17 protein-coding genes are annotated in these 17604 nt (G+C 60.3%); 4 read left to right on the forward strand and 13 right to left on the reverse strand.

The genetic code is table 11. The features are described 5' to 3' along the window. Positions 1-10: 10 nt before the first annotated feature. From fliH to I6L37_RS20170, 8 genes are all read right to left on the reverse strand, one after another. Entirely contained in the window at positions 11-814 is an 804-nt protein-coding gene (gene fliH, locus I6L37_RS20135) for a flagellar assembly protein FliH (protein WP_216992795.1), read from the reverse strand. Between the two features lie 69 nt (positions 815-883). After that, a complete protein-coding gene (gene fliG / locus I6L37_RS20140) occupies positions 884-1945 on the reverse strand; it encodes a flagellar motor switch protein FliG (RefSeq protein WP_026456071.1) in 1062 nt (353 codons plus the stop codon). After that, entirely contained in the window at positions 1938-3641 is a 1704-nt protein-coding gene (gene fliF / locus I6L37_RS20145) for a flagellar basal-body MS-ring/collar protein FliF (RefSeq protein WP_216992796.1), read from the reverse strand. Before fliF ends, fliG begins: the two co-directional genes overlap by 8 nt. Before the next feature lie 11 nt (positions 3642-3652). Then, positions 3653-3970, reverse strand: coding sequence for a flagellar hook-basal body complex protein FliE (gene fliE / locus I6L37_RS20150; protein WP_026456070.1), 318 nt, complete (start codon positions 3968-3970; stop codon positions 3653-3655). Positions 3971-4093: 123 nt separating this feature from the next. Beyond that, on the reverse strand, positions 4094-4477 hold the full coding sequence (locus I6L37_RS20155; protein WP_216992797.1) for a hypothetical protein: 384 nt from the start codon (positions 4475-4477) through the stop codon (positions 4094-4096). Between the two features lie 149 nt (positions 4478-4626). Further along, positions 4627-5406, reverse strand: a complete 780-nt coding sequence (locus tag I6L37_RS20160) for a hypothetical protein (protein ID WP_201940288.1) — start codon at positions 5404-5406, stop codon at positions 4627-4629. A 227-nt stretch (positions 5407-5633) separates the two neighbouring features. Beyond that, the gene (pyk, locus tag I6L37_RS20165) at positions 5634-7073 is read right to left on the reverse strand and encodes a pyruvate kinase (protein WP_026456067.1); all 1440 of its coding nucleotides are present in this window, start codon (positions 7071-7073) and stop codon (positions 5634-5636) included. A gap of 162 nt (positions 7074-7235) precedes the next feature. Next, the gene (locus I6L37_RS20170) at positions 7236-8090 is read right to left on the reverse strand and encodes a MurR/RpiR family transcriptional regulator (RefSeq protein ID WP_167334817.1); all 855 of its coding nucleotides are present in this window, start codon (positions 8088-8090) and stop codon (positions 7236-7238) included. A 280-nt stretch (positions 8091-8370) separates the two neighbouring features. On the opposite strand from I6L37_RS20170, the gene glk reads away from it, so the two are divergent. Beyond that, positions 8371-9411: a glucokinase gene (gene glk / locus I6L37_RS20175; RefSeq protein ID WP_223380160.1), complete on the forward strand. Its 1041-nt coding sequence runs from the start codon at positions 8371-8373 to the stop codon at positions 9409-9411. Between the two features lie 196 nt (positions 9412-9607). Here glk and I6L37_RS20180 read toward each other — a convergent pair whose 3' ends face one another. After that, the gene (locus I6L37_RS20180; RefSeq protein WP_042024815.1) at positions 9608-10108 is read right to left on the reverse strand and encodes an SRPBCC domain-containing protein; all 501 of its coding nucleotides are present in this window, start codon (positions 10106-10108) and stop codon (positions 9608-9610) included. Positions 10109-10258: 150 nt separating this feature from the next. On the opposite strand from I6L37_RS20180, the gene I6L37_RS20185 reads away from it, so the two are divergent. Beyond that, positions 10259-10705, forward strand: a complete 447-nt coding sequence (locus I6L37_RS20185) for a GNAT family N-acetyltransferase (protein ID WP_216992798.1) — start codon at positions 10259-10261, stop codon at positions 10703-10705. 116 nt (positions 10706-10821) lie between these two features. Here I6L37_RS20185 and I6L37_RS20190 read toward each other — a convergent pair whose 3' ends face one another. Beyond that, the gene (locus I6L37_RS20190) at positions 10822-12060 is read right to left on the reverse strand and encodes a uracil-xanthine permease family protein (protein WP_061475577.1); all 1239 of its coding nucleotides are present in this window, start codon (positions 12058-12060) and stop codon (positions 10822-10824) included. 305 nt (positions 12061-12365) lie between these two features. Between I6L37_RS20190 and I6L37_RS20195 the strand changes: the two genes are divergently transcribed. Both I6L37_RS20195 and I6L37_RS20200 read left to right on the forward strand, forming a co-directional pair. Continuing rightward, complete coding sequence (locus tag I6L37_RS20195) at positions 12366-13601, forward strand: hypothetical protein (protein WP_216992799.1); 1236 nt, start codon at positions 12366-12368, stop codon at positions 13599-13601. Then, a complete protein-coding gene (locus I6L37_RS20200; RefSeq protein ID WP_216992800.1) occupies positions 13598-13939 on the forward strand; it encodes an RT0821/Lpp0805 family surface protein in 342 nt (113 codons plus the stop codon). The genes I6L37_RS20195 and I6L37_RS20200 overlap by 4 nt, the downstream gene beginning before the upstream one ends. A 77-nt stretch (positions 13940-14016) precedes the next feature. On the opposite strand, the gene I6L37_RS20205 is transcribed toward I6L37_RS20200, so the two are convergent. From I6L37_RS20205 to fdh3B, 3 genes are all read right to left on the reverse strand, one after another. Continuing rightward, the gene (locus tag I6L37_RS20205; RefSeq protein ID WP_042024810.1) at positions 14017-15732 is read right to left on the reverse strand and encodes an NAD-dependent malic enzyme; all 1716 of its coding nucleotides are present in this window, start codon (positions 15730-15732) and stop codon (positions 14017-14019) included. Positions 15733-15975: 243 nt separating this feature from the next. Continuing rightward, a complete protein-coding gene (locus I6L37_RS20210; protein ID WP_026457830.1) occupies positions 15976-16947 on the reverse strand; it encodes a formate dehydrogenase subunit gamma in 972 nt (323 codons plus the stop codon). Next, positions 16944-17603 carry a formate dehydrogenase FDH3 subunit beta gene (gene fdh3B / locus I6L37_RS20215; RefSeq protein ID WP_026457829.1) on the reverse strand — a complete coding sequence of 220 codons (660 nt, stop codon included), beginning with the start codon at positions 17601-17603 and terminating at the stop codon, positions 16944-16946. The genes I6L37_RS20210 and fdh3B overlap by 4 nt, the downstream gene beginning before the upstream one ends. Position 17604: the final 1 nt, after the last annotated feature.

Genomic DNA, 17604 nt, shown 5'->3' on the forward strand with positions numbered 1-17604 from the left:
CCGGACGCTGTCATGAATGGGGATCCCGGGATGCGTTGTCCCGCAGAAAGTTGCGCAGCAGCTGATCGATACGCCCCGCCAGGGTCAGATCGATGCTGGAGAGTTCGGTCGCAAGCTGCAGATCGCCGGGGGAGAGGGTGGGATCGCTTTGCAGTCGCCAGTGGCGCTTGGCGCACTCTTCGGCCCCGAACGCCTGCTCGACCCGGGCCAGATCGTCGGGATGCAGCATCAGGGTGACCCCCTGCTCGGCGGCGGGCAGCAGGGTCAGCCCCTCTTTGAGCGCCTCCAGCAGCAGGCGGGGCGAGGTCTCGGCCTCATGGCGAATAAGCGCACGGGCCAGCTGTTGTACCAGGGCGATGAGCTGCTGCTCCACGGCCTGATCCAGCTCATTCAGGGGATTGGCCAATCGGGAGGCCAGTTCCTGCCAGTGGGCAATCTCCTGCTCCACCAGCTCGCGGCCCATGGCCAGTCCCTCCTCACGTCCCTGCTCGAGGCCGGCGGCATGCCCCTGCTGCAAGCCCTCCAGCTTGCCCTCTTCCAGCCCCTTGGCAAATCCCGCCTCACGGCCTTCGGCCATCCCCTCTTCCCAGGCGGCCTGGCGAATGGCCTCCAGCTCCTCGGCGGTGATGCTGGGAGTCGGCTCCTGTTCGGGCTCCGGCTCCACCACCTCCTCTTCCTGCTGGTACCAGTCAGGGGAGAGTCCCAGCGCATTGGTCTCGACTTCGGACTCGACCTCCATCTCGGGCCAGCCCCAGGTCTCTACCTGGGTGTTATCGTTGTCCGGGCGCACATAGCCACGCAGTTTGTTGTTCATCTTTCAGCAGCGCTCCTCGTCGCGGCCAGTTGCTGGCCCGCCATCACCATACCACTTGTTGATCATGGCTTAGAGGAACTCGTCGCCGCCACCGGAGCCCAGCATGATCTCGCCGGCATCCGCCAGACGGCGGGCGATGGAGAGGATCTCCTTCTGGGCGGCCTCCACTTCGGAGACCCGGATCGGGCCCATGGCCTCCAGATCGTCCGCCAGCATCTCGGCGGCCCGTTTGGACATGTTCTTGAAGATCTTCTCGCGCATCTGATCGTCGGAGCCCTTGAGGGCCCGTTGCAGCAGATCGCCGGGCACTTCCCGCAGCATGGTCTGGATGCCGCGATCGTCCACATCGATCAGATTTTCGAACACGAACATCAGATCCTGGATCTGCTGGCTCATCTCCTCGTCCGACTCGCGGATGGAGTCCATCAGCTGGCCTTCGATGTTGGTGTCCAGGTAGTTCATGATGTTGGCCGCCGCCTTCAGGCCGCCCATCTTGGCTGCCTGGGCGCCCGCGGCACCGGCGAACTGTTTCTCCATGATGTCGTTCAACTCTTGCAGTGCCGCCGGTTGCACCTCTTCCAGGTTGGCGATACGCATCACCAGATCCAGGCGCACCTGCTCCGGGAACTGGCTCAGGATCTCGGCGGACTGCTCGGGCTCGAGATAGGAGAGCACGATAGTCTGGATCTGCGGGTGCTCGTTCTGGATGATGCTCGCCACCTGGCGGGCATCCATCCATTTGAGGGAATCGAGGCCGCGGGCACCGGAGCCCAGAATGATCTGATCCACCAGGTTGCTAGCCTTGTCTTCGCCAAGGGCCGCCACCAGGGCCTTGCGCACGAAGTCTTCGCTGCCGATACCGATATTGGTGTACTTCTGGATGTCGTCGATAAACTGGCGGTGCACCGCCGCCACCCGATCGTGGCTGAAGTCGGACATGGAGGCCATAGACATGCCGAGCCGCTGCACCTGCTTGGGCTCGAGGTGGCGGAAGATCTGGGCGGCATCCTCCTCATTGAGGCTCAGCATCAGCACCGCCGCCATCTCCATGCCGGACATCTGATCCAGGATCAGACGCTGGCTTTCGGTGATATCGTTGCCGGTGACCTGGCTTTTATTCTCTTCAGGCATCTTTGGTTACCCATTCTTTAATGACCTGAGCGGCCAGATCCGGTTCGTTCGCCACCAGCGCACGGACCGCCTTGAGCAAGTCTTCATCCCGGTGCAGATCAGGCAGCTTGAGCTGGCCATCGCGCAGTCCAAACACGGGCTCGGCTTCTGCCTGGGCTGCCAACAGGCTCAGTTCGTCGTCGCCACCCAGCACGGTGTGGTTGTCGAAATCCAGCTCCCCTTCTGGCTTGGCATCCGGGTAGAGCAGGCGCTTGAGCATGGGGCGCACCACGGTGACGATAAGGACGATGATGACCAGCACGGAGGCAGCGATGCGCACTGCGCGCCAGAACCAGGGCTGTTCGTAGAGCGGCGGCTCACCCACCACTTCCAGCTCGGGACGGTTGAACGGAATGGCGACCACTTCCAGAGTGTCACCCCGGGTCACGTCAAAGCCAAGGCCACCGCCGAGCAGACGGCGCAGGGTATCGAGCTCGGCCTGGGTGCGCGCCTCGCGAGTTACCTTGCCATCGGCACCGGTCACCGACTTGTAATCCACCGCGACCGAGACGGTCATGCGGCGAATGCCCCCCATCTGGCGACGGGTGTGGCTGACGGTGGTATCGAGTTCGAAGTTGCGGGTCGCCTCCTTGCGGGAGCGGCCCGAGGCGGCGGAGCCGGACTCGCCACCGGTCGCCTGCTCGGGAATGTTGGAGGCGGCGGGGGGCTGGTTGGAGAGGGCCCCTGGGATGCCGCCATTGCTGCCGCTGGAGCTGTTCTCCTCCAGGGTCATTTCGGAGCGCACCGCCGGCAAGTCAGGATTGTAGGTCTTGCGGGTCTGCTCCTGCTGGGAGAAGTCGAGGGAGAGATCGACCTCCGCCGTATAATTGTCGGCGCCAAGCACCGGGATCAGGATGGCGTCAATTTTTTGTTTGTATTCCAGTTCCTGCTTCTGCTGCATCGCAAACTCCTTGCGAGTCTGGGCAGAGACGGGATCCTGGGAACCGGAGTTGAGCAAACGGCCGTTCTGATCGGTCACTGTGACGCGGGTCGGCACCAGGCCGTGCACGGCGGAGGCGACCATGTCGACGATGGAGTCCACCTCCCCTTGATTGAGGGCGGCGCCCTTGAGCTTGAGTACCACGGTCGCGCTGGGTTTGCGCTCGTTGCGGGCAAACACGTTCTCTTTGGGGATGGCCAGCAGCACCTGGGCACTGGCCACGCTCTGGAACTGCTCGATGGCGCTGGCCAGCTGGCGCTCGCGGCTCAGCTTGAGACGCTCGCTCTCCATCCGCTGGCTGACGCCGAAGCTGGAATCCTTGAGCAGAATATCTTCGCCGTCATTGGTCATGTCGCTCGCATTGACCAGACCGGCACGGGTCAGGGCCAGCTTGATGCCGGGGTAGTTTTCGGCGCTGACCAGCACGCTCTTGCCGTCTACCTGATAGGGGATCTTCTGCTGATCGAGAAAATCGAGGGTCTTGACCAGTTCCTGGGTGGTGTAGGTGCCGAGGGGACGCATGTCCGGCTCCTTGCCCCACAACAGGATGAAGACGGCGATGGCCAGGCAGATGGCCAGCCCCAGGATCAGGGTGATTTGCCGCAGCACGTCGGTGTTGGACAGAAAGCCCAGCGCCGAACTCTTCTGCTCATTTTCATCGAGGGCGGCAGTGCCCTCATCGTTCATCAGCAGTTCGCCGTTTTGGTCAGTAGCCACGATTCAAATCCTTACACTGGCATGTTCATGATGGTCTTGTAGGCATCGACCATCTTGTTGCGGACCTGTACCGTTGCCTCGAAGGCAATGGAGGACTTCTGGCCTGCGATCATGACTTCCGACAGATCCACCGACTTGTCACCCATATCGAAACGGGTGCGCAGATCGTTGGCTGCCCCTTGCAATTCGTTGACGTTGCCAAGTGCTTGCTGCAGCAACTGGCCAAAATCGGAAGTCACCTGGCGACCGGGTTGTGTCAGCGGTGTGGCGCCTGCCTCAATCTTGAGGGCCTGCATCTCTTGCATCAGGCTGCTTGCACTAATTTCCATTTTTCATCCCCAGACAAATCATTGACGCTGACAGGCTCCAAGCAATAAGAGTGCCAATTAGGAAAAATCTCCTCAGGCCAAGGGATTGGGTGGTCGCAGAAGGCGATGACGAACCGGTGCCAGTCACGGCCGCGGCACGGCCCCCTCGCCCAACAACAACCTCAGATAGCTCAGATGCAGATCGTAGTGTTCCCCGGCAGGCAGCTTGACCAGCACTTCGTTGTGAAGGTAACCCGCGCGGCTCGCCGCCAGCTCGGGAGGGATCAGTCTCTCCAGCACCAGCCTAGCAACGATGGCATCCGCCAGGGCCATGGTCGCCTCATCGGCACGCCCCCAGCCGAAATGCCCGCGATATTGCGATCCTTCAGGGCTGGGCTCGAGGGGAGAGACCTGCTCCCCCTTGACCCAGAAGGCCATGGGGATCCCATCATGCAGACGCAGATAGACGCTCTGCTTGTCCCAACTCGGGGCCGTGTCCATCCCGCCCTGTTCTGCTGCTTGTGTCATGCCACTCTCCTTGTTCTGCTGACAAATCGTGCTTGCGCCCATGAAAAAGAGGGCCAATGGCCCTCTTTTTACTGCAAGTTGCGTCATTTAAACAGACAACAATTCACTGTGAGCGAAGAAAAAGATGCGGTTGCTCAAAGCCTGCGCAATCACTGGGTCAGATCCTTGTCTATCCAGTATTTGGAGCCGGAAATATTGGCATCCAGCAGCAACCCCTTCTCGCCGATCTGGTAGATGGCCATGCCACCGTTGTACTTGGCGGTGAGCTCGGCGCTCTCCTTGCCAGCGACGGCCCCCACTTCCGAGGTCGCTTCCCATCCCTGGGTGACGAAGGCATCAAACCGCGCCTTGTCTTCAAACAGGATCACCTGCTGGTAAAACTTGCCTCCCAGACCCGCGGCAATACCCGCGCCAAACATCTTCATGTAGGTGTGCTTGCCCGTGGTGCGATCGATTGCCACCCCGGCCCCCTGATTGGTATGGAGCATCAGGGAGAACTTGCGCGAATCGAACACCGCATAACCATATGCCTTGTCAAACAGCAACTTGGCCGAAGGTTGCTCGTTGAACAACCTCACCAGCGCGGTATCGGCCATGGTGTTGAGGGCGAGACGCGCCTCTTCCGGGGTCTCGGGTTCGAGCATCTCGTCGAGCTTCTTGTCGGCGACCGCCAGCCACTCCTTGCCGGTGGCGATGCTCTTGTCGGTCCAGACCCCGGCGGTATTGAACGCATCCTCGCCCCAGGCGGAGACGGAGGCCCAGCTCTTTTTGGAGAAATCGCTGACATCCTGCCAGACCTCCTTGCTGGTCTCGCTGACCGCAGTGCCGAGATCGGACGCCGCCTCTTTCAACTTGGCCCAGTCCGCGTGAGCCGGTGACAACACCAGCCCCAGCGACAGTGCCATCACCCATTTTTTACCCAGATTCATGCCAGATCTCCTCGTATGCTTCGCGGTGTAACAAGCAATCTGTCTTCAGCTGTGACAGCAAACCATACCATGTTTTAGCCGTGGGATGCCGCTTAGGCCAGAGAGCCACATTATATCCCCGGCCTCTTCGCCAATGGGTCCTCGTAACCGGTACGGCAGACGAATATAAAAAAAGCTGCTCACCTCGCGGTGAACAGCTTTCTGGTTGCCTTGGCGGATGAAAGGCCTTATTCGACCATCATCACCTTGCAGGTGTTGGTACTACCGACGGTTTCCATCTTGTCGCCGTGAGTGAGCAGTACCATGTCGCCGCTTTGCAGCAATCCCTTGGCCTTGAGCACGTCCAGCGCGTCGCGGCACACTTCGTAGACCGGCTTGGTCTCGTCGCCGTCAAACAGCACCGGGGTCACACCGCGGTAGAGGTTGGTCCAGGCCAGGGTCTTGTTGTGCGGTGACAGGGCGAAGATCGGCAGACCGGAGCTGATGCGGGACATCAGCAGCGGGGTAGTACCAGATTCGGTCAGCGCCACGATCGCCTTGACCCCTTCCAGGTGGTTGGCCGCATACATGGTGGACATGGCGACGGCTTCCTCCACGGAGGTGAAGGTGTAACTCATGCGGTGGTTGGAGACGTTCAGGCTCGGATGCTTCTCGGCGCCCACGCAGACGCTGGCCATGGAGGTCACTGTCTCGATGGGGAACTGGCCGGCGGCGGTTTCGGCGGAGAGCATCACCGCATCGGTACCATCCAGCACGGCGTTGGCGACGTCCATCACCTCGGCACGGGTCGGCAGCGGCGCATTGATCATGGATTCCATCATCTGGGTCGCGGTGATCACCACCCGGTTCAGACGACGGGAGTAGCGGATCAGCTTCTTCTGCACCCCCACCAGCTCGGGATCGCCAATCTCGACGCCCAGATCGCCACGAGCCACCATGACGGCATCGGAGCCAAGAATGATGTCTTCCATCGCCTCATCGGTGGCGACGGTTTCGGCGCGCTCGACCTTGGCCACGATCTTGGCATTGGAGCCGGCTTCGCGGGCCAGTTCGCGGGCGTAGCGTAGATCATCGCCGCAGCGGGGGAAGGAGACGGCCAGGTAGTCCACGTTCATGCGGGCGGCGGTCTTGATGTCTTCCTTGTCTTTCTCGGTCAGGGCCGGCGCGGAGAGGCCCCCCCCCTTCTTGTTGATGCCCTTGTTGTTGGAGAGCGGGCCGGCAACAGTCACTGTGGTGTGAATGCGAGTACCTTCGACACGCTCTACCTTCAGTTGCACACGACCGTCGTCCAGCAGCAGGATGTCGCCCGGCACCACGTCATTGGGCAGGCTCTTGTAGTCGATCCCCACCTGCTCCTGGCAACCTTCACCCTTGCCGAGGGCGGCGTCCAATACGAACTTGTCACCGATGGCCAGGTAGATCTTGCCATCCTTGAAAGTGGAAACTCGGATTTTCGGGCCCTGCAGGTCACCCATGATGGCCACGTGGCGGCCGAGTTTGGCAGCAATGTCACGCACCTGGTTGGCGCGCTGGATATGATCTTCAGGAGTGCCGTGAGAGAAATTCATCCGCACCATGTCGGCGCCGGCGCGGATGATCCCTTCCAGGATCCCTTCGCGGTCGGTAGCCGGACCGAGTGTGGTTACAATCTTTGTACGTCTAGGCATGAAAGACTCCAATATGAAGTTGATATGACTTGAAATTCTGCCCCATCAAGCGGATGCCGACAGGCATCCGTTTGCCAGCCATCTGGGTGGCTTTTGTTATTAAATTACAATACTACACCAAAGCAGGGTGGCATAGACAGCCGGGGGTCACCCCCCGACGACTCAGGAAGAGTGCGGTGTATCGAAGCGGGATTCGCGCAGTCCCTCTTTCACTTTTTTCAGGTTTTCGCGAAACTTCATCCCCCGGCGCAGGGTGAAACCGGTCGCCAGCACATCCACCAGCGCCAGCTGGGCGATACGGGAGGCCATCGGCATATAGACATCGGTGTCTTCCGGCACATCCATGGAGAGCACCAGGTTGCACTCGCGGGCCAGCGGCGAATCCTTGGCGGTCATGCCGATGACGGTGGCATCGTTTTCGCGGGCCAGCGCGGCAATCTCGACCAGCGCCTTGGTACGGCCGGTGTGGGAGATGAGCACCACCACATCCCCCTCTGAGCTGTTGATGCAGCTCATGCGCATCATGACGATGTCATCGAAGCTCACTACCGGGATGTTGAAGCGGAAGAATTTGTTCTGGGCATCGCGGGCGACGGCCGAAGAGGCGCCAAGGCCGAAGAAGCTGATCTTCTTGGACTGGGTCAGGATATCGACGCAGCGATTGATGGCTGAGATATCCAGGCTGTTTTTGGCCGCATCCAGGCAGGCCATGGTGGATTCGAAGATCTTGGCGGTATAGGTATCGGGGCCGTCTTCCGCCTCTACGTGACGGTTCACATAGGGTGTACCATTGGCCAGGCTCTGGGCCAGGTGCAGTTTGAAATCGGGAAAACCCTTGGTATCGAGACGACGACAAAAACGGTTGACGGTCGGTTCACTGACGTCGGCCATTTTGGCCAGGGCGGCGATGCTGGAGTGAATGGCAGTTTGGGGAGACGCCAGGATCACCTCGGCGACCTTGCGTTCTGATTTACTGAAACTTTCCAAGTTGTTTGTAATTTTATCAAGGGTATTCATCATCACCACCAGGCATTTTTTGTAATTTAGCTTCAGTGTCTTTGCACTCAACTTACGGCTAAGCAGGTTTCCAATCAACCTGATGACTATACAAGACAAGTGGTTATCGCAACTAACACCTGCCATACAAAGTATGACTCATCTCTAATTATTTCGTACTTTTCGTTACAAAACGTCACCTTGCCCTGAAAGCGCTTACAAATGTTGCAAAGCAACAACACTGTGAGCAGGCGCACGTTTGTGCCGTTCCGGTGGGTGAGCGGGGCCGAGCTCGGATAGAATGGTCCGTCACAATCCAACAATAATCTCGGGACGCCAACGGTCGTCCGAAGCCTGTAACGAAGGAGTTGTTATGCAGCATACCCATGCGCTGGTCGGCGATGTCGGCGGTACCAATGCGCGTCTGGCCCTGTGTGAGCTGGCCACCGGCACTATCTCCCAGGCAAAAACCTATTCAGGTCTTGCCCACCCCTCTCTCGAAGCCGTCGTACGCCTCTATCTGGATGAGCACGCAGCAAAAGTAAGCGAGGCTTGCATCGCCATCGCCTGCCCCATCAATGGTGACTGGGTCGCCATGACCAACCACAGCTGGGAATTCTCCATCAAGGAGATGCAGGCCAATCTCGGTCTTGAGCGCCTGCTGGTGATCAACGACTTTACCGCCGTCTCCATGGCTGTTCCCGTGCTGCCGGAAGAAGATCGCATCCAGCTGGGCGGAGGTGCCCCCGTGGCAGGCAAACCCATCGCCATCTATGGAGCTGGTACCGGCCTTGGCGTGGCCCATCTGGTCAAGGCCGGTGAGCAGTGGCTGAGCCTGCCGGGCGAAGGGGGGCATGTGGATTTTGCCGCCAACAGCGAAGAGGAAGACGCCGTTTTGCAGGTGATGCGTGGCGAACTGGGTCATGTCTCGGCCGAGCGCTTCCTCTCTGGCCCAGGGCTGGTCAATCTCTATCGCGGCCTGGTGAAATCCGATGGTCGCGAACCCGAAGCACTGGCGCCGAAAGACATTACCGAGCGCGCCCTGGCCAACTCATGCCTGGACTGTCGCCGCACCTTGAGCCTGTTCTGCGTGCTGATGGGCCGTTTTGCCGGCAACCTGGCACTCAACATGGGCACCTTTGGCGGCGTCTATATTGCGGGCGGCATAGTGCCGCGCTTCCAGGAGTTTTTTACCGGCTCGGGTTTTCGGGTGGCGTTTGAAGACAAGGGGCGTTTCAAATCCTACCTCAAGGATATCCCGGTATTTCTGATCACCCATGAGGGTCCGGGACTACTCGGCGCGGGAGCTTATTTGCGCCAGTCGATGGGACTCAAGATCTGAGCAAAGCCTGTCACCGCAAGGATCATGCCATGGTTCAGCCTCGATTCAGTGACCATGACATAAAGTGACGTCACGTAATCAAGAGGGCAGGACTTCACATGGAGTGGAAACCTCTCTCATCCACTGGTTACGTTTGTCACCTGACAAGCCTGAACTGTTTCAACCGGCCTTTTGGCCGGTTTTTTTTATGTTCGGCTTACTGGGCCAGGGATTTGAGCTGGGATTTGTCGGGGGGATTGTTCCAGTCGATGGGCCCGTGGGTAAACCGGTACTGCAACCTTGGCAGGCTGAGTTCCAGCCACTCCTCCCTGAAATAGGCATAGCCCTGCTCCCAATCAGGATCATTGGCCCAGCCGGTTTGCAGGAAATAGAGCCGGGTCCCCTGCCCTTCGGGCACGAAACGCAGGCTGACCTGGGTTTTTTGCTGGCGGATATGAGACAGAAAAGGTGGAAAATTCCAGCTGAAACTGAGCAGGTCATAGGGCATGACCGCCATCACCCTGCACCCTTCGCTGCCTCTTTCTCCCAGCGGAGCATCTGGCCTGAAATAGATCTCGAAAGGACCATTCGGTTCCGCCACCATCAGGCACTCGGGAGCAAGAAAACTGCGCAGACCGCTCTCGGTTGTCCAGGCATGCCAGACATCGTCGATGTGAGCAGGAACAAAAATGTTGCCTTCTATCTGTTTATTTTCCATAAATCAGCGATCCTCAAGCCATCCATACAGGGGACTCCGGCAGTATAGCCTCAGGGCAAAGACAATGGACAGCGCTTAATCACACCCTTCTTATCTGCCTCGTGCTGCAAAGTATTGCCAGCGCTCAACCACCTCAACAGGGAGATCATCATGATCCGACTCATGGCACCAGAAGACAGGCATCATCTTGCCAACCTGTTTCTCAAGAGCCGTCGGGACACCTTTCACTGGGTCGATCCAGCCTGCTTCAGAGCCGACGATTTTGCAACCCAGACCCAGGGAGAAACCATCTGGGTGGCAGAGCGAGGGGGATTTCTGTGTGGCTTCATTGCCATCTGGCAACCCGATGACTTTGTGCATCATCTCTATGTCAGCGCAGACTGGCACGGCCAGGGGATAGGGCGAGCCCTGCTCGAACAGGGCCTGGCCAGTGCGCGGCGCCAACCCACTCTCAAGGTGGCGACCCGCAATACTGCAGCCGTGGCGTTTTATCATCGCCTGGGGTGGCAGACGACTGAAGAGACCGGATACTGCGAGATAACCGGCCCCTGGTGCAAACTGGTCGCCCCCTGGTCAGAAGATACTCTGCAAGCCTGACTACCCGACGCCTTCTTGCCTCTCATCTTTTATGGCGCTCCTGATTATTCCCCGGAGCATATCAATAAAGAAGGCCACCCAAGGGTGGCCTTCAATGCGAACAATCAAGTTGCCACTCAATCCTTGGCGGACTCCATGGCACCCTCTTCGGAGTGCTGGGGCAGGATGAGGTTGAGCAGGATGGCGGCAACGGACGCCAGGCCCACGCCAGCCAGGGCGAAGTCACCGATCTTCATCTCCAGCGCGCCGACACCCACGGTCAGGGTCACGGCCACGATGGCGATGTTGCGCGACATACCCAGGTCCACCTTGGACTCCACCAGGGTCTTGAGACCGATGGCGGCGATGGATCCGAACAGCAGCAGCATGATACCGCCCATCACCGGCATGGGGATGGAGGTGAGCAGGGCGTTGAACTTGCCGAAGAAGGCCAGAATGATGGCGAACACGGCGGCCCAGGTCATGGTGACCGGGTTGAAGTTGCGGGTGATCATCACGGCGCCGGTCACTTCCGCGTAGGTGGTGACGGGAGGACCACCGATAAGGCCGGCGAAGCAGACCCCGATACCGTCACCGGCCAGGGTGCGGTGCAGACCCGGATTCTTGGTGTAATCCTTGCCAGTCACCCCGCCGATGGCCAGCACGCCACCGATATGTTCGATGCAGGGGGCGATGGCCACCGGCAGCATGAACAGCGCAGCAGCCCAGTTGATCTCGGGAGTTTCGAAGTGGGGCAACGCCAGCCAGGGGGCATTGGCCATGCCATCGAAGCTCACCTGGCCCATCAGCACGGCAGAGACATAGCCGGCAATCACACCGCACAGGATGGGGATCAGCTTGATCCAGCCCTTGCAGAACACGGCTGCAATCAGGGTCACCGCCAGCGAGATGCCCGCCAGCGTCAGCGCCGTGGTGGCAGGCACTACCTGTTCACCACCGGCACGGCCCATCGCCATGTTGCAGGCAACCTGGGCGACAGAGAGGCCTATCACCATGATCACCGGGCCAATCACCACCGGCGGCAACAATTTGTGCACAAACCCCATGCCGCGAGCCCGGATGATGGCAGCCAGGATGAAATACATGAAACCGGCGGCAAACAGGCCGAACATGGTGGATGGCAGACCCCAGGTCTGGGTGGCATAGATGATGGGAGCGATAAAGGCGAAACTGGAACCGAGGAAGATCGGAACCTGACGGCGGGTGCAGAGCTGGAACAGCAGGGTTCCCACACCGGCGCCAAGCAGGGCCATGGCGGGGTTAAGTCCGGTGAGCAGGGGCACCAGAACCATGGCACCGAAGGCGACAAACAGGATTTGCAGCCCGGCGACGCTTTGCTTGACTAAGGAAAACATGGATGTCCTTAATTTTTTGATAACTGACAGGGATATTTGGCACTTTTCAGTTATCACAAGACTTTTTCAAGGCACTGAATGAGCCAGATGGCGTCATTTGTTACCTTTTACTGCTTGGGGAGGGCATGAAACTGGCTTTTTAGGCGGGATTCGTTGCTACAAGCATCGAGGAAGCGATTTTACGCACTTTTATGGCCGGCGCCAATCGTTTTTCCATGCTGTTTTGTTTGTCAATGGCTCCCCTACCCCTCCATCAGCCCGCCCTATACTTGATGACGTGAACCCAGCCGGACAAGGAGTCCCCCATGTCACTGCCCACTTTCAAACCCAGCCAGCGCAGACTGCTGGTGGGTTCGGCCATCGCCCTGGCCCTGTTTGCCACCCCGTACAGCTATGACTTCAGCCACCATCAGTGGCAGGTGAATCAGGCCTATGCCAAGTCCTGTTTCGTGGCCGGCACCCGCATCCTGATGGCCGACGGGGAGGTGCGTCCCATCGAAACCCTGCAGGCCGGTGAACGGGTGCGGGATCAATATGGCCGCAGCAACCGCATCCTGGCGGTCGAGCGGGTACTGCTGGGGGAGCGCCGGCTCTACGGGATCAACCAGCTGACCCCCTTCTTCACCGCCGAACACCCCTTCCTGACCACCCGCGGCTGGGCGGCCATCACGCCGTCCATGACCCGCACCGAAAACCCGACCCTCGCCGTGCTGCCGCTCTTTACCGGCATGCACCTGCTGGGCTGGTCGGAGCACGGCAGCGCAGGCAACCTGGCGCTGGCCCCGCAGCCCGCCCTGCTGCTGGTGGAGTCCCTCTGCTGGATTGACGCCCCGCCCACCACGGCACTGTTCAACCTGATCCTCGATGACAGCCACAGCTATATCGCCAATGAGTTGATCGTTCACAACAAGGATGGCGATGGCAATAGCGGTGGGGGTGGAAGCGGAGGTGGTGGTGGAAACAGCAGCAGTGGTAGTGGCGGCAGTGACAGCGACAGCGGCGGAGGCAGCGATAGCGGCGGAGGCAGCGATAGCGGCGGAGGCAGCGACAGCGGCGGAGGCAGCGACAGCGGTGGAGGCAGCGACAGCGGTGGAAGCAGCGACAGCGGCGGCAGTAGCCATGGCGGCGATGACCATGGTCAGGGTGAACACGCCGGTGGCGAACAACATGCAGGAGGAGATCGCCATGCCGGTGGTGAACAGCATGGCGGCGGGGAACGTCACGCCGGCGGAGATCGTCACGGTGGCGGGCGTGGCTTGGGTAATGGCCTCGACGACAACGGCATGGACGCCGTCGATGCCAACGGCAACGAGATCCGGGGCGACGGCACGGTCGACGACAACGGAGTGGACGCCGTCGATGCCAATGGCAACGAGATCCGGGGCGACGGCACGGTCGACGACAACGGAGTAGACGCCGTCGATGCTGACGGCAACAAGCTGCAGGGAGACGGTACGGTCGACGATCGCGACCAGACCCTGACCGATGCGCAGGAGCAAGCGCTGATCCAACAGGGCTTTAGCACCAAGGAGCAGCCATGAGCCGTTATCTGTTGATCTGCCTCTCCTTGTGGCTATTCGGCTGTGCCGCCCAGCAGTCGGCCCCGCTCTACCACCAGATGGACCAGCAGGACGTAGCGCTGGCCAACCAGGCACTGGCCGAGGCGTTGCAAACCCGCCCCAAGGGCCAGAGTCTCACCTGGTTCAACCCCGCCAACCACCACTCGGGCAGCGTCACGCCGCTGCGCACTTTTCGCCATCCCAATGGCCTCTGGTGCCGCGACTACCGCGAGCAGCTCTACATAGGCCAAGCCAGCCAGCAGTGGCAGGACACCGCTTGCCGCAGCAAGGCAGGGCACTGGCTGCCACTGCGCAGCTGACCGCGCCGGTGACAGCCTGGGTAACAAAACAAAGGGGGTGGCCATGGCCACCCCCTTTCATTTCAAGCTTGCCCGGATCACACCCGGCGATAGGGCAAGTAGACCGGCTCCCACATGTGGCTCAGGATGTGCTGCTGCAGATCCTGGCCGATCAGCGGATGGCCGGGATCCTTGCGTACTATGTCTTTCAGCACGGCGGTCGCCACGTGCACCGAGATGCTGCGCAGCTCGCGAATGCGCGGATAAACTGCCCCCTGCGCCAGATCTACCTCGCTCACGCACTCCGCCAGCGCAAAGGCGGCGGTGGTGAAGATGTCGGGGCTTATCTCGCGGATCTGGCTGACGATGGCCGCCAACCCCACCCCCGGGAAGATGAAGACGTTGTTGCCCTGCCCCACCCGGTAATCCTGCCCCTCGTAGTGCACATCCTTGAACGGGCTGCCGGTGGCGACGATAGCCTTGCCCTTGCTCCAGCGATAGATGTCCTCCGGCAGCGCCTCGCAGTTGGCGGTCGGATTGGAGAGCGGGAACACCATTGGGCGTTCGCAATGGGTCAGCATCAGCTGGATATGCTGCTCCTTGAAGGCACCACCGGCACCGCTGGTGCCCAGCAACACAGTGATGGGCACATGGCGCAGCACATCGGTCAGGTTGGCCTTGCCGGGGACTTCGGTGTCCCAGCCCGACAGCAACAGGCCCGGCTTGGCATAGCGGCGCTTGTACTCGTCAAGCCCCTCACGGTTGTCACACACCAGCCCCTGGGTATCCAGGATATAGATGCGATCCCGCGCCGCCTGGGGATCCATGCCCTCGCGGATGAGGCCGGCGCAGATCTGATCCGCCACCCCGACCCCGCCGGCACCGGCGCCATAGACCAGATAGTTCTGCTGACCCAGGCTTTCGCCCTTGGCCTTGACCGCCCCTATGATGCCGGCCAGCACCACGGCCCCCGTGCCCTGGATATCGTCATTGAAGGAGGGCAGCGACTGCTGGTAACGGGAAAGATTGTTGAAGGCGTTGGACTTGCTGAAGTCTTCCCACTGCAGCACGGCATTGGGGAAGTGGCGCTTGACCCCGGCCACAAACTTGTCGATGAAGTCGTCATACTCCTTGCCGCGAATGCGCTTGTGAGGCTGACCCAGATACATGGGGTCATCGAGCAGCGCCTGGTTGTCGGTACCCACATCCAGCGCGATGGGCAGGCAGCAGGCAGGATGGATCCCGGCGCCCAGGGTGTAGAGGGAGAGCTTGCCAATGGGAATGCCCATGCCGCCCACCCCCTGATCGCCGATCCCCAGGATCCCCTGGCTGTCGGTCACTACGATAATGCGCACCGATTTGGCATCGAGATGGCGGGCCAGAGAGCCCATGTCCTCGACGTTTTTCGGGGTGATATAGAGGCCGCGCGGCTTCTGGAAGCGGTGGCTGAACTCCTGGCACGCCTTGCCCACGGTCGGGGTATAGATGTAGGGGGTCATCTCCTCCACATGGCGCGACAGCAGGGCATAGAAAAGGGTCTCGTTGCGATCCTGCAATGCCCGCAGGTTCTGGTATTTCTCGATATCGTTGCAGGCGCTCAGAAAGCCCTGATAGACCCGCTCCAGCTGGGCTTCAAACGTTTGTACCTGGGGTGGCAGCAAGCCGTCGAGCTCGAAGTCGGCCCGCTCCTGTTCGGTAAAGGCGGTGCCCTTGTTGAGATTGCGATCGTTGAGCAGATCGGTGCCTGTCAGTGCAACGGGGCGAAAATCTTGTCCCTGTGCATCTTTCCACAGCAGATATTGTCCGGTAGCCATAGTCATTCTCGTTGATTTACATGAAGTTGCCGTTCGGCAGGAGAGCGAGACACATAATGAAATCAATCATATGACGTTTATCAATTCGATTTTGTGAGCTTGGGCATACCCCTGCCCTCCTGCCAGGGGCCAAGGCGAGAAAGTTGTGCCGAACTATCCAACCAGCAGACCGACATAGCCTTGTTCCCCGGATGGAGAGCAAAAGAAGGGGCGCCGCAGCGCCCCTGTTTAAACAACGTCTGTTTAACTGGATTTGCCCTCTTTGGGCTCATCCAGCTTGTGCTTGACCTCTTCATACCAGAGATCGTGGTGCTCCCTGGCCCAGGTCTCGTCCACCTCGCCAGTCACCATCCCCTCCAGCGCCCCTTCCAGCTGGAACAGGCCCATATAGATATGGAAGATGAAGCCGCAGATGAGGATCAGGGCCCCGACGATGTGGATGAAGCTGGCCCACTCCATCTGGCGGCGCAGCTGGCCGAAGATGGGGAAGTCCAGAAACAGCCCGGTCGCCACCACGATGCCGCCAAACCAGATCAGCAGCCAGAAGATCGCCTTCTCGCCGCCGTTGGAGAAGCCTGCCGAGGGGTGGCTCCCCTTGTGCTTGCCCAGCATGCCGCCAAATTTCAGGAACCACTGCACATCCACCATGTTGACTATGTTGTGGCGGAACCACTTGATGAGCACCCCGAGCAGGCAGAGGAAGAAGAGCGGGCCCACGTAGTTGTGGAACACCTTGGCGAACCAGATCCAGTTCTCCCACACTCCCATGCTCACCACCGGCTTGATGAAGTACTTGCCGTAGATGATGGCCAGCCCCGACCCCGAGAGGGTCAGGAACATGGCAGCCGTGGTCCAGTGTAGGGCCCTGTCCATCCTGCTCCAGCGTTTGAGCTTGCGCCCGGTTCTGGGTTTGGAGAGCTTGGTCGGCCCCACCACCCAATACATCAGGCCACACATGGCGAGCGACCCGAAAATGGCGATGGCCCCCAACGGCGATACCCACTTGGTCTTCACCTCGAACCAGAGCTGACCCGGCACCGAGATGAGTACCCCGTGCTCCGGCGAGCGGGAGGTGGTGGTTCCCTCCTGCCCGTCCTTCACCGCGCGCCAGTAGTCGGCGCCGGCAAAGCCGATCGTCTCCTTCTGGGCATCGGCGAAGCCAGGCGCGCTGAACAGCAGCAAGGCTGTCAGCAGCGCTGTCAGCCAGTGTCTCATTGGCCGCCCTCCTGCTTGCCAAGCTTGAGCCCCTTGCCTCTGCCATCGCGGGGCTTGCTGGCGTCGTGGAACAGATCCTGCTCATCCCCGCCCCAGGCCGCGTGAGGGGCGCCGCGATAGGCAACCCGCTCGCGGAAGATGTCGGAGATGACCTGCGCATCCCCCGCCAGCAGCGCCTTGGTGGAGCAGAGCTCGGCACACATGGGCAGCTTGCCCTCAGCGATGCGGTTGGCACCGTACTTCTGGCGCTCCGCCTCGCTGTGATCCTCCTCCGGGCCACCGGCGCAGAAGGTGCACTTGTCCATCTTGCCGCGATCGCCAAAGGCAGCGGTCTTCGGGAACTGGGGCGCCCCGAACGGGCAGGCGAACAGGCAGTAGCCGCAACCGATACAGAGATCCTTGTTGTGCAGCACTATGCCGTCGTCTGTGTGGTAGAAGCAGTCCGCCGGGCAGACCGCCATGCAGGGGGCGTCGGTGCAGTGCATGCACGCCACCGAGATGGAAGTTTCTCCCGGCAGGCCATCGTTGAGGGTCACTACCCGGCGACGCTGGATGCCCCACTCGAGGGCATCATCGTTCTCGTTCTTGCACGCCGTCACACAGCCGTTGCACTCGATGCAGCGCTTGGTGTCACACATGAATTTCATTCTGGCCATG

The sequence above is a fragment of the Aeromonas sp. FDAARGOS 1407 genome, assembly GCF_019048725.1.
GTDB lineage: Bacteria > Pseudomonadota > Gammaproteobacteria > Enterobacterales > Aeromonadaceae > Aeromonas > Aeromonas enteropelogenes.

Excerpts from the sequence above, each read along its gene's own strand:
- fliG (WP_026456071.1), bottom strand. The coding sequence starts at position 1,945 with ATGCCTGAAGAGAATAAAAGCCAGGTCACCGGCAACGATATCACCGAA.
- I6L37_RS20195 (WP_216992799.1), top strand. The coding sequence starts at position 12,366 with ATGTCACTGCCCACTTTCAAACCCAGCCAGCGCAGACTGCTGGTGGGT.
- I6L37_RS20190 (WP_061475577.1), bottom strand. The coding sequence starts at position 12,060 with ATGTTTTCCTTAGTCAAGCAAAGCGTCGCCGGGCTGCAAATCCTGTTT.
- I6L37_RS20170 (WP_167334817.1), bottom strand. The coding sequence starts at position 8,090 with ATGAATACCCTTGATAAAATTACAAACAACTTGGAAAGTTTCAGTAAA.
- fliH (WP_216992795.1), bottom strand. The coding sequence starts at position 814 with ATGAACAACAAACTGCGTGGCTATGTGCGCCCGGACAACGATAACACC.
- fdh3B (WP_026457829.1), bottom strand. The coding sequence starts at position 17,603 with ATGGCCAGAATGAAATTCATGTGTGACACCAAGCGCTGCATCGAGTGC.
- I6L37_RS20205 (WP_042024810.1), bottom strand. The coding sequence starts at position 15,732 with ATGGCTACCGGACAATATCTGCTGTGGAAAGATGCACAGGGACAAGAT.
- I6L37_RS20155 (WP_216992797.1), bottom strand. The coding sequence starts at position 4,477 with ATGACACAAGCAGCAGAACAGGGCGGGATGGACACGGCCCCGAGTTGG.
- pyk (WP_026456067.1), bottom strand. The coding sequence starts at position 7,073 with ATGCCTAGACGTACAAAGATTGTAACCACACTCGGTCCGGCTACCGAC.
- I6L37_RS20200 (WP_216992800.1), top strand. The coding sequence starts at position 13,598 with ATGAGCCGTTATCTGTTGATCTGCCTCTCCTTGTGGCTATTCGGCTGT.
- I6L37_RS20160 (WP_201940288.1), bottom strand. The coding sequence starts at position 5,406 with ATGAATCTGGGTAAAAAATGGGTGATGGCACTGTCGCTGGGGCTGGTG.
- I6L37_RS20210 (WP_026457830.1), bottom strand. The coding sequence starts at position 16,947 with ATGAGACACTGGCTGACAGCGCTGCTGACAGCCTTGCTGCTGTTCAGC.
- I6L37_RS20185 (WP_216992798.1), top strand. The coding sequence starts at position 10,259 with ATGATCCGACTCATGGCACCAGAAGACAGGCATCATCTTGCCAACCTG.
- I6L37_RS20180 (WP_042024815.1), bottom strand. The coding sequence starts at position 10,108 with ATGGAAAATAAACAGATAGAAGGCAACATTTTTGTTCCTGCTCACATC.
- fliE (WP_026456070.1), bottom strand. The coding sequence starts at position 3,970 with ATGGAAATTAGTGCAAGCAGCCTGATGCAAGAGATGCAGGCCCTCAAG.
- glk (WP_223380160.1), top strand. The coding sequence starts at position 8,371 with ATGGTCCGTCACAATCCAACAATAATCTCGGGACGCCAACGGTCGTCC.